We start from the raw sequence: 12071 nt of genomic DNA on the forward strand, positions 1-12071 counted from the left end.
TGAATTTACCCCTGCGTAATGCTGATAAAGTCGAGTACGAACTCTTGTGGGAGCAGGCCACCGTGATAGAACCGTGCATCACCGAGGCCCTGCTTTCTAAACCGCTTGAGCGGGCTCGCAAGGACGCTGACGTTGGCGTCGAGATACCCCAGCCGAGCGCTTCCGTCGAGTAGCACGCCGGGCGAATCCTCGTCCACCCCTTCCCCGGCGATCCACCGTCGACCGGAGTCCGACGCTTCGCTCGGGCGCGAAATCTTCTCCGGCGACGCGGTGTCTGGAAGCAGGACGAAGCCGTGGTCGGTCAGCACGTATGCCTGATCCCACTCGCCCTGTTCGAGTTTCGTTCCGATGAACTCCGCAAGCGAGTCGACGCGTCGGGCCAGCATCGCCTCGAGGTCGCTGAGTTCCTTCTCGCCGATGTTGTCGAGGTCGTTTTTGAAGTAGGAGACACGCGTCGACTGCCAGCCGTCGTCCTCCTCGCGAGTGACCGTCCAGCCGTCGCCGTTCAACAGCGACTCGCGGCGGTTGGTCGTCACGCGGCGGTTGTTTCGGAGGGGCTGTAACTCGCCGTCTACCAGCGAGACGTCGAACATCTGGATCTCTCCCGGCGTGAGCGCAGCCTTCCCGAACTCGGTCTCCGAGGGAAGCGTTCCGAGCCAGACGTCTTCATCGACGGCGAACTCGGGGGCATCGGACGGGAGCGTCGCCACGTAGTCACGCAACTCGTCCGCGAGGCGGCGGGCGAGGTCGAGCCGAAGGGCGTCGATGACGAACAGGGCGACTGTCTGACCGCTTTCGAGGCCGCCGGATTCCTTCGTAAAGAACTGGTAGGAGTGATCCTCGTCGACGAACGGCGCACCAGCCTCGACGGTTTCCGTGACGAGGTCGCCGAGGTCTTCGAGGTATCCGACGTATTCCGACTGGAGCTGCGTTCGGAGGTCGTCGAGCACGCCGACGGCAGGGTGGCCGTCGGGAAGATCGGATTCGGGCTCGCCAGCGACGACGAGGTTGAGCACCGCGTTGTCGATCTGCCACGTACCGTCGTCCGGATCGGCGTACAGCGAGACGACGTCGTCGGTAGTGTTCTCGTCCCACGTCTCGAGCTGGTGTGCGAGTCGGGCGATCTCCGCGGCCTGTTCCCACGTTCGCGTCCACGGGCTGTCCGGGCCGTAGGCTCCCCGGTAGGTGCCGCGGAAGTCTTCGCTCCCGAGGAGGGCGTCGAACCGCTTCTTGGCACGCTCGAGACACACCTCGTAGTCGCCGGCGTCGAAGGACGCGTGCCACGCTTCCCAGAGACGACGCTCGAGCGCGCCGTCGACGATACAGTCCGCGAGTTTCCACGGGTCATCGACGTCCGCGACGACGTCGGGCCAGATCGCCTCACTGAGGTAGCGATCAGCGAGGAGGCCGGACGAGGTGGTGTTGTTCAACAGCGACTTAAGCTCGGGCAGGTCGTGATCGCCGGCCGTCTCTGCGCGGAACTCCCTTGGGAAGCGTTCGGCGTCGGCACCGGCGTGGATTAGCCACTCGGCGACGGCCCACCGACGCGTCGCCGTGACGATCCCAACCGGTTCGTCCTCGCTGGCGACCGCATCGACGCCCTCGCTGGTCAGCAAGTCCTGCATCTGCTCGATAGTGTCGGGGCTGTCGTCGATGTCGCCCCAGCCGTTCTCCAGCACGAACGCGACCGGGTCGGTGTAGCCGCCGGTGACGATCTGCGTGCGGAGCTGCTCGAGCGTCGGGAGCTGGCCGCCGGTGAGCTGGTCGTGGAGAATCCGCGCGATCTCGCGGCGCTTTGCGGGGTCGTCCGACTGTGTTGCGGTTTTCAGTTCCCATGCATCGAGTTGCCCGCGCTCGAACGCGTGGACGGTGAGCTCTTCGATGCTCATCTCCACCTCGCCACCTGTGTGCTCGATGTCACGGAACCAGTCGTAGTCACCCTCGGCGTCGTCGGGCTCTTTGACGTGTGGGACGTACCAGACCTGTTCGCTGTCTACTGGATTAGCCCGGAGTTCCAGCGGCGTCTTCTCGGCGATCTTGAGGTGAACGTCGAGTTCGTCGCAGGCCTGCTCGATGATGTCCTCGAGGTAGTTTCCGTCGTCCCACCAGAGGACGATCGGGTCTGACGACTCGGCCCGGTCGAACTCGCTTTGGATAGTTTTCTTGGCGGCGTCGGGGAGAGTTTGGGTAGCTTGCATGGATGAAATGGATAGTCAGATTTGGAGAAATTACTGAAGCTACGTTATCACGCTCTGGCCAAGATTTTAATAGCTTCGGCAGCGACTCATTCATATGATGACTTTCGATGCCCCCACTGTGGAGGAGATCGCCGAGGCCACCGGACAGGACTTCGAGCAGGTGGCTCGAGATTTCCATGCGACGGCCAAAGCCGCTGAAGTTCCTGGAGACGAGACTTCTGACGCGTCGCCTGCGGACGACTAATTTTGTATGGGCAGTGATGAAGACGAGGGGTCGACGAACTGTGTTGATCAGTTGCTTCACAACGCAAATAGTCCCAATCTCCCTGTCCAGCACCACGAACTGAACCGGTTACAACGATCCGCATGGATAGTCCACAGGAACTTCTACGACATCGATCAGCTTGGGGACAACATCGCACAGGACGGAATGATACGCCCCCCAGACGGGATCGAAGAGCGAACACTTCGCACGGAAGTTTTCAAGCGAGTTCACAACTACCTCGCATCGGTATACTCGTTTACCGAGCAGGCTCGGTCGATCATCGATAGCAAGTACACTGGTGGCGAGATTGACAAAGCGGAGTTCCTCCCTAATCCAGACGAAACACAGAGTACGAGCGCACCGGAGTACATCAAGCGACTCGTTTTTCTCTGGGGGCTTCGAAATCAGTTCACCCACAGTCAGTATCGGTGTCTACTGGTGGAACAGGACACGGACCACAACGGAGAGCAGTATTTCGAACTCACGTTTCAGGAGACGCTGTATGCGCCCACTCCAAAGGGTGGGCTGGAAGAGTCCGGGGATTATCTCAGATATAGCGACGCAAACGAGCGGGAGCGTCCCCTCTGTTACATCGGAGCGTTCCATCAGGAGTGCTTCAACGAGTTCGAGACTGACCTCAACTCGTGGTGTCGTCGAACGCTACAGAGTTAGAGCACCTTGTCCTCGACGACCTCCGGCACGATGTCCGTCTCCACGAGCGGCGTGATGTTGATCGCCACGCCGTGCTTGTGGACAGGATGGTAGCCCGCTGTCGTAATCTCCGATAGCGCACGATCCGACCAGTCCGAAGGAATCTGCTTATCCACCGTCTGACAGCGGTCGTCGATCTCTTCAGCGAGCGCCTTGAACTCCGCTAGCGGTGGTAAATCGTCCACGTCGTCGATATTTTCATCGTCCGCAATCTGTTGGAGGTACCCTTCGTCAAGGACGGATGCATCGTCGATGCCCGTCGCGAGCGAGGCGAGCAGCTTCTCGTCCTCGGTGAGGTTATCGAACGGCTCACCATCGTCGTTGAGGAGGTCGCTCCCCTCACGCTCGAAGTAGTAGGTCATGAAGAGGATGCCCGTGCTGGAGTAATGATCCGAGCCTTTGAGCCGCCAGTTGAAGTAGTCGAAGAGGTCAGCAAGGTGAGCTTCGACGGGCTCGTCGCTGGGTTTGGCGTACTCCTCGCAGGCACGTCCAAATTCTTCAAGAGCGTCCACCCACTCGTTGCGCCACTCGTTGACGGCGTTCCAGAAATTGTCAGAGAAGGTATCTTGGAACCACTCGTCGCCGTTTATCTCGCGGAGTCGTTCAAGCGTCTCGATGCGCTTTGCGGTCTCTTCGCGGAACGCAGCGACCTTGGGGGCCAGTTCACTGAGGAGTTCTCGGTTGTCGTCGTCGAACTCGCGCTCGTTGGTGGAGCCAAGTTCCTGCATCACCTCTTCCAGTTCGGCGATCTGTTCGAGGGCGCTCGAACAGAACTCGAACTCGTCGGTCGCCTGCGCGCGTTCGGTCGTGGAGAGTGACTCGTCGTTCCGGCGCTGATTGGCTGCCGACCGACGCTCGCGGAGTTCGGCCTTCCGCGGTTCGAGGTACTGGTTGCTCAGGCAGTCGAATAGACTGGCGTCGAGTTGGTGGTAGTCAACGAAACACGCGAAGCCCTCACCTTTAGCGTCGGCGAGGAGCCGCTCCGTGCTGAGTTTCCAAACGATGGGCGTGTTCTCCATCGTGTCGACGTGGTAGGCGAAGAGGTCGTCCTCGACGAATGCTCGGAGATTGGGATACGCCTCATCAGCGGCCGATTCTGCTCCAAGGAGGTCGTCAACCTCGACGAGTCGATCCTCGGTGTGCTCACCGTAGGCGTCTTCGAATCGTTCGATGATGCGGTCGAGAATGTCGGACTGATCGTCTATCCCTTCTAGCGGGATGATGCCGTCCGGTTCCTCGCGGACGGCCTCCATCGCGAAGTGGTGGACGAGGTCTTTGACCTGTTCGCCTATGTTGTCAGGGACTTTTGGAACGGATTCGGGGTCAGGGATCTCACGGTCAAATGGGTTCTTGGAGCTACGTAATGCAATCTCAGTCTTCACCTCAGCTTCTGTCTCACTATCTATTTCTAATTTTTCAAATATTATTTTATCAATTTCTTCAGATAAATCTTCTAAAGTCAACTCTGCCCTACGTTTACTCTGCTCAAATTCTCTTCCCATCTCAACTATTGATTTATTTGCAGTCCCGAACTCCTGCGATAGGTCTATCATGTCTTCAACCTCTGAGGTGTATGGATGGTTGTAGAAAAAGTCCGGTAGGTGGCTTTCTGGGAGAAGAGGAGATCCGATATAATAAGGACTGACCGGGTCGAATATCCTGTTTTTAATCATCACCTCATACTGATTTCTGCCTATTCTCTCAAGTTCGCCAACATCTCCTAACTCTTCAAGCCAAGGGCTACTCCCAATAACGTCTATGTTCCAATGGCGTTCTGTTGTTTGCGACAAGAATAGTATATGATAAAGAGTCGAATTGAGAATAGACATCAATTTAAATTCAGACATTCCTATTTTTGGGAATAGCATGAAACTTGCAGTGCTGAAAAGACTACCAGATGAATATCCAAATCTCCTACCTGTTTCTTTTATATATGTCCAATTCAAACCTTTTTTACCATACATAGTCTCATTTGGTGTCCGAACAGAACTGCTAGATCGTTTCATCTCTTCACCGTTTTCACCCCATAGGAGAGTTTCTGTTATTTTGGGTAGAATCCACGCATCGGAACCACCATATGAGAATGGTTTGAAAACAGACTTATCTGACACAGTCCACTGAGCCCGCGCAAACCGCTCGTAATTTCCAGTAACTGCTCCAGTTGCCGCTGTACAGACTGAATCACCTTCCACACCGGCTCCGTCAGCGTCTAATTTAGTTTCGGTACTATGGAGTGTCCTAATTTCTGGAGGGACAGCATAACAAATTGGAGTTCTCGGTATCCTTCCAAACTCAGAAAGATTCACCGTGAAAATCCGTTTTACTTTATTAGATCGTCCAGATAGAGTTTGGGTAAAGATTTCTTCCTTCTTTGCTTTTTCTACATCATAAAGCCGATAGAATGTACCATCAGGGCTCTGCTCAGCCTCTGATCGAATGACTGTACCGACTGTTCTGACGGTTGCATTATCGAGTATCCCAATACCAAATTCAGCAAGAAACTCAAAGCCACCACGATCACCGATAAAGTCCTCTCTGAAGTCGGTGAACCGCCGCTTATTCATAAATGACCTAGGAACAAGCATCCCAATACGCCCATTCTTTTTTGTCACACTATCACATATTTCAAAGAAATTAATGTAGAATTCTGCAGAGTAGCGGTAGTTGGATTTCACGTACTCCTGTACAACTTCTGGCATCCGATTCCGAGAGCCGTATGGCGGATTCATAAGAGCCACATCATAATCCTGCGCCAGTACGTCCAGTAAGCGAATGAAGCTACGCAAGTCCTGTGCTAAGAACGAGTCCTCGTCCCGATGCTGATTCACTGCTTCACGGAGACTACGCAGAATCTGGCCGAGTGTATGATCCTCCCGAGGGTCGTCATCCAGCGTAATCTGGACACTCTCTTCATCGATTTCGTCCTCGAAGAGGTCTCCAAGCGTTCCGCGTACGTCAAGCAAACTCCCCAAACCGTGGACTTCCTCGAACGCATCGAGAATCCGCCGCAGAGCATTTTCGACATCCGGCTTACCTTCGGCGACTTCGCCGAACACCTCCTCAACTCCCCCGATGTCGGCTACCTTCGCGTCAGCACAGACGATACCGACCTCTGGCATATCGAAGCCGTTTGCGCCTTCGGCTTCGGCACGCGTCCGGCCCTTTAGATAAAGATTGAACGCGGCGAGCTGGCAGGCACGCATATCGAGATCGACACCGTAGAGGTTGTTTCGCAGAATCTCTCGGGGAATCTCAACGGGGTCGAGATCGGTTTCGGCCCGATATATTCGCTCCAGCACGTCGAATGCGTACAGCAGGAAGTGTCCACTTCCACAGGCCGGATCGATGACGCGAATATCCTCGGGGCCGTCGAACTCTGGTGGTTCGCCTTCTTCTTCGGAGGGGACAAGATAGGTACAGAAGTCCGCGATGTCTGACGATTCGTCGGGAGACAGTGGACGGTTCTTGCGCTCGTCAGGCGTCATCGAGTTCTGTGCATCGACCGTCTTCTGCAGCGTTCCGTTATCTTCGAGATAAAGTTTACCGAGGGAGTTGTCGGTCAGCATCCGAACAACCCAGTGAGGAGTGTAGAACTGGTTTGCTGCCGGCACATCTTCGGGTTCTAGTCCCTCACGGTCACCCTTCTGCCGGAGATCGTCAAGGAGGTTGACGTTGTAGTACTCGTAGACCCAGCCGAGCACGTCGTCGGCTCGCCAGACCTCGTCGGATACGTCGTCCAGCATCCCACAAAGGTCTTCAAACGTATCGTCATCAGGGTCAATCAGGCTGTAGGCTGTCGACCGGTCGAAGAGAATGTCGATTTCCTCGGCGAGGTCGTCACACGCGTTCCGGTAGGCTTCGAGGACGGCCTCCTCCTCGAGCATGAACTCCTCGGTGACCAGCCGGTCGGCGGCCGGCGTGAGGCCGTCGTCGCGGAAAGCCGTCACCTCGTCGTCGATGAAGTTCCGAACCTCCATGCAACGGAGCGAGGCCAGCCGATTGACAATCGTGTAGCCGACGCCCGTGATGTACTGCTCGTAGCCGTCGTCCCAATCGTTACCGTCGACGGCCTCGAGTTCGATAGCCTCGACGAGGTCTTCCTGGTCTTCGCTCAGAGACGTGTCTGGCTTCTCGTCGAGGCCGTACTCGTCCTCGAGTTGGTAGCGAACGTTCGCCTCGACGCGGTCGCGCATTTCGGTGACGACGTCCTCGAGATGCTCTCGCTCCTCCTTGTCGAGCTGGGCCTTGCGGGGGTGGGTAGATTGTCCGTCCATACGAGAGTTAGTGATGTTTCAAGCAGAGCCATTGCGGTGTCTTGAATATTGTCCATCAGTTGTATCGTTTTGGCGAGTCCCAGACAACTAAGGGGTATTGATGTCAAGTCGAACCAATGACTACGCCTGTCCCGAATTGGAGCGAGAAGATCGACGAGGAAGGGACTCCCATCGATCCTCTCGATACGAACCGATCGCGAAACCGGGTTGTGAATTTGTTTTCACACGGGGCAATTACCTCCATTACGCTCCGGTTCCGGTACGTCTCTATCTTCTGCTGGGCAATCAAGCAGATCGACGAGTCGGATGATGACGAGGGGGAACAGTACCGGCAGATGAAGAACGTCGAGAAGCTCTTCTGTCTCTCGAGTCGGTATCAGGAACTCCAGCACGACCAACCGAGCGCCGTCACCGGGATGGACGGAAACACGGAGTTCAACTACGACGACGAGGGATTCGACGAGATCGAACTGGACGACCTAGAACTCCTGAAAAACGACAGCTACGCCTACCAGCGATTCTACGAGAACCTCCTCCAGAAGTTCCTACTGAAGCGCGGTGAGTTCACTCTGACCGCGGCGGGACAGGAATTCGCTACTATTGTGGGCGAACGCCTTGGCGAGAACCAAGAACGAATCCTGTCGTGCGCAAAGGCTGGACGAGCGACGCGAGCTGATTTCGAGGCGTTCAGCTACGATTTCGCCAATCAGTCTGTCTACTACAAAGACGAGTTCGAGGAGGAGCGTCGGGCCCTCCAGAAGGTGTTCCTCGGGTTTTTCCAGTGGCAAGGGGAGAAACAGTCCGGATCGGCACACCTCCAAGATGGGATCCCTGAAACCATCTCGATTGATGTCCTTACCCATCTCCAGGAAACTCTCGAGACGGGTGATTTCGAAGATCATAACGCCAGCAAGCTCTACCAGAAGCACCACCGGGGATACCACCGCTATCGTCGTGCGTTTTCGCTCTTCCTCCTTCGTGCGCGTCAGCTCGCGATGGACGACTCCACAGACCCTATTACACTCACGGAGTCGGATGCCGTCTTCGACGAGTACCGGTCGTTGATGTCCATCTACTGGCAGCAAGTCTACCTCGGTTACGCGCTCGAGGCGCAACTCGAGGCCGTCACCACCGTTCTCAATAGCCGCATCCCCGCCCGATACGACTACGACCTCCTCGTCAACTCTGCAAGCGATACCGATCGAATCCAAGCCGAAGTGAACGGGATCTTGCGGAACTTCGAGGTCTCGGAAGGTACAGACGACGCTGCTATGGAACAGCTCACTCGAAACCTGATGTTGTATGGAACGGCCGATCGGACACAGCCATCGATCTCGATCACACCGGATTCTCCGGAGACTCCACTCAATCTCGGTACTGTTCAGGACGCTATAGGAGAGTGGACAGCCGACGGGTGGGAGACTGTTCCCGCCCTCCCCGGGGCCGAAGGCGCAAACGAAGTTCTCCTTTCCAAGGCAATCCGACAAAGTCTGAACGATCTACATTTAGCTCTCGATGACGAGGAGGCACAGTTCGCGTTCTGGTCGCAGGCACTTGCCCGCTCGACAGTCCTCGTCCTTCTCGAGGTGGCCCGCCTACGGCACCAGCGTAACGAACGGCAGTGGCTCTACAACTACGCGTACTCCCGACTCGATTCACCCTTCGCCTCGTTACCTGCTCTCGACCGATTCATCAGGGAACTTGACCCGGAAACGCCCATCGACGAGGTCGCGCGGTTGCTCCTCCGCGAGCAGGTCGTTGGTACGCACCTTCGTGTCTTCTACGATCGTCTTAGCCCCGGCAACCTCAAACGCATCCTTTCGTTCGATCAGGACGAACGCCTCTGTCTGGAGACACAGAAGGAACGCGGAGATCGCCCCTTCCGAGCACGGGTCTCGCTCGTTCGATTCAGCGAGACGAACACACTCCTTCGCGACTGCGGTCTTCTGGAGGATGACCCGGATGAGGACTTCGCGGTGACGGAGTTCGGTGCCGATCTGCTTCAGCGTCTCTCCGGAGGTGAGAGTAAATGAACCTACTAGAGGAACTTGAGGGCGAAGGCTGGAGCATCCAGCAGGCACTCTTGACCACGTATCCGTTCGACCCACAGTTCTTTAGCGGGTACGTCCGCCCCCGGTTGCGCAAACGGAACTGTGACCTACCGTTGGTGCTAGTGGACGCCAACCGGTACGAGCGTAACATCACTACCGGTGACTGGCGGGAAGCTCCAATTGGGACGGACTATCTGCTGGAACCAGTCTACTCGGATGGTGTCTTTCATCCGAAGGTCAACCTGTACGCGTCCGAACGAAGCGTCTATTTCACCGTTAGCTCCGCAAATCTCGGCCTCGAAGAGTACTGTAAGGCGGCTCAGATCGGCTACGGTGGCGGATTCCAACGGTACTGGCTGACTGACGACGAGCACAAAATTGGCGAGGAATTTTCGATCGCCCGTGATATCCGAGACTTCTTCGAAGACCTGCTTGAAGCCGATAACTACGTAACGGGGCAGGATGCCCGAGATTACGTCAGAGAGGCTACGACCACACTCGATTGGCTTAAAGAGGAGGAAGCATCCCGGGACAATACTGATCGATCCGTCTGGTTCATCTCGAACCTCTCGGAGTCGATCCTCGACCAGATCGTTGATCGGGTCGGCGACATCGAGACTGTCCAGATGTACGCTCCGTTCTACGGTTCGCCGAACGTGTTGAGACAGATAGCGGAGAAGCTCGATGTCGATCGGCTTGAGTTCGTCGTCGAACCCGAGAGCACTGCGATGGACGTAGAAGGGGTGCCAGGCGCGCTTGAGCGTGACTTCGACGTTCGTGAGATGGAACACTCCTCGACCCGATGGGTTCACGCGAAATATATGACGCTGGAGGGGGATTGGGGTACCGCTTGTCTCTACGGGAGTCCCAATATGACCAGCACCGCGCTCCATGATACTGCTTCGAGGGGGAACGTTGAGGCCGGTATCCTACAGGTCTTCTCACCAGATCGTCCACAACCGCTCGATGGAACGCTCTTCCATAACGTATCCTTCCCGTTCGATCTCTCCGATCCGGTCGCCGATCTTGACTCGCTTTCTCTTCGCAGTCAGAGCTACGAGGGGTGGGAGAGCAAGGCGTCACGTGACCGTTCAGACTTCCGTCTCCTTGATGCACAACTGACGCAAGCTGGTCCCGATGGAGAAAGCGAACTTATCCTCCGTCTCGGAAATATCTCCGGTGAGCACTCTTTTCTCATCACCACGGAAAAGGGGAACGAGCATTGCGTAACGACTGATCTTGAAGATGACTCGGAACTATCCATTCTTTTGAACCGGGAGGAGCGGGAGAAGTGGATGGATGCCGTTGTGACTGTTACCGTCCCTGACGACGGGATACAGAGTAATACCCGTCGAGTCGTCCAAGAGTCCCAAGAATACTATCGAGAGTATCGCGACATAACTCGGAGTGGGGGTACGCAAAGCTCTACTGCCCTCCTCCGGACGGTCTTGGAAAATCCCGATGCGAGCGCGGCAGGCGTATTCAACATTGCAATCTCTGAGCTTCAAGAGATGTCCCAGCAAGGCTCTGGTGGGGGCGAGACGCTAGCATCCGACGGAAAGGGCGCCCCACAGTTTCCGGAGCGGTCGCCGGCACGGCTCGCAGGTTCCTCGTCGTCAACTCCCTCTCTTCCGGAGCTCATCGAGAATCACCTGTCTTACCAACGTGAACGAACAGTTGGTGTGCTGACTGCAGACGACCAGCCGACACCAGATTCCATTGAGCAATTCGTTGACCACCTGAACACGTTCTGGGAGACCGTCGAACTGTGCTTGGTGATGGACTGCCTCGGCGAATTGGACTCGACATCCACCGACGTTAAGAAGCTCTTCGAAACGTGTCACTCGGAACTATCCGAACTTATGAATTCACTCCCCGAACTCATTCGGAGGGTAAACGGCATAATCGACCGAATCGAGCAAGAATCGGACGTCAGAAAGGAATTTCTCACTGACGAGGTGGACTCCGTCGACGAGCTCTCGCTCTGGGAGACGGTGTTCAACTCGCTCTTTATTCACTCCTCTCTCGTACTCGAGTTAGACTACCGGGCCGGAAGAGAGGTGATAGACCCACGGCACGAGTTTGCTCGTCAGATTAAGTCGAGCCTGAATCTCGCAAATCCAGCCATCTGGCAGTACCTCTACGACGGATCATATGTGATTTCCGAGGCCAACGTTCATCTCGAGAACCTACAGGTGGACTACAGTGAGACGGAGCAGGAAGTCCCCGTAAGTACATCCGGGACTCAGACCCTGTTACTATATATTCTGGTACAGCAGGTGGTATCCAGCCCGGACTTCCTCCAGGGCCTCCAAAGTCATCCGAAGTTCTCCACCGAGAATATCCGATCTCTCGCCGACTTCGCTATCCAAGCTGAGGAGGCGATCGTTGAGTACGGTCTCGTCGGTAAGATTCAGTGGAGTTTTACCCTGAAAGATGCCTATACTGATGTGAGATCTCTCCCATAATCTATTTGGATTGTATCTATCATCGTGACAATCGGGTCATCACGATGATGCCCTGTTACTCCTCCACTCGAAAATAGTGCGATAGATATTCCTACTGTCGCGGA

The 12071-nt window shown here is 55.9% G+C and carries 6 protein-coding genes; 4 read left to right on the plus strand and 2 right to left on the minus strand.

The window, feature by feature from the left end; all coding sequences use genetic code 11:
* Nucleotides 1-5: 5 nt before the first annotated feature.
* Entirely contained in the window at nucleotides 6-2198 is a 2193-nt protein-coding gene (pglZ, locus tag ACZ5C7_RS04970) for a BREX-5 system phosphatase PglZ (protein ID WP_464374984.1), read from the minus strand.
* A 94-nt stretch (nucleotides 2199-2292) separates the two neighbouring features.
* Between pglZ and ACZ5C7_RS04975 the strand changes: the two genes are divergently transcribed.
* Together ACZ5C7_RS04975 and ACZ5C7_RS04980 are read left to right on the plus strand one after the other, a co-directional pair.
* Nucleotides 2293-2442 carry a hypothetical protein gene (locus ACZ5C7_RS04975; RefSeq protein ID WP_464374985.1) on the plus strand — a complete coding sequence of 50 codons (150 nt, stop codon included), beginning with the start codon at nucleotides 2293-2295 and terminating at the stop codon, nucleotides 2440-2442.
* Between the two features lie 6 nt (nucleotides 2443-2448).
* Entirely contained in the window at nucleotides 2449-3135 is a 687-nt protein-coding gene (locus ACZ5C7_RS04980) for a hypothetical protein (RefSeq protein WP_464374986.1), read from the plus strand.
* Here ACZ5C7_RS04980 and pglX read toward each other — a convergent pair.
* On the minus strand, nucleotides 3132-7448 hold the full coding sequence (gene pglX, locus ACZ5C7_RS04985; protein WP_464374987.1) for a BREX-5 system adenine-specific DNA-methyltransferase PglX: 4317 nt from the start codon (nucleotides 7446-7448) through the stop codon (nucleotides 3132-3134). The two genes, ACZ5C7_RS04980 and pglX, sit on opposite strands and share 4 nt — an antisense overlap.
* 116 nt (nucleotides 7449-7564) lie before the next feature.
* Between pglX and ACZ5C7_RS04990 the strand changes: the two genes are divergently transcribed.
* Together ACZ5C7_RS04990 and ACZ5C7_RS04995 are read left to right on the plus strand one after the other, a co-directional pair.
* Nucleotides 7565-9481 carry a hypothetical protein gene (locus tag ACZ5C7_RS04990; protein ID WP_464374988.1) on the plus strand — a complete coding sequence of 639 codons (1917 nt, stop codon included), beginning with the start codon at nucleotides 7565-7567 and terminating at the stop codon, nucleotides 9479-9481.
* Complete coding sequence (locus ACZ5C7_RS04995; protein WP_464374989.1) at nucleotides 9478-11967, plus strand: phospholipase D-like domain-containing protein; 2490 nt, start codon at nucleotides 9478-9480, stop codon at nucleotides 11965-11967. The genes ACZ5C7_RS04990 and ACZ5C7_RS04995 overlap by 4 nt, the downstream gene beginning before the upstream one ends.
* Nucleotides 11968-12071 lie beyond the last annotated feature (104 nt).

The organism is Halostagnicola alkaliphila (assembly GCF_055379965.1).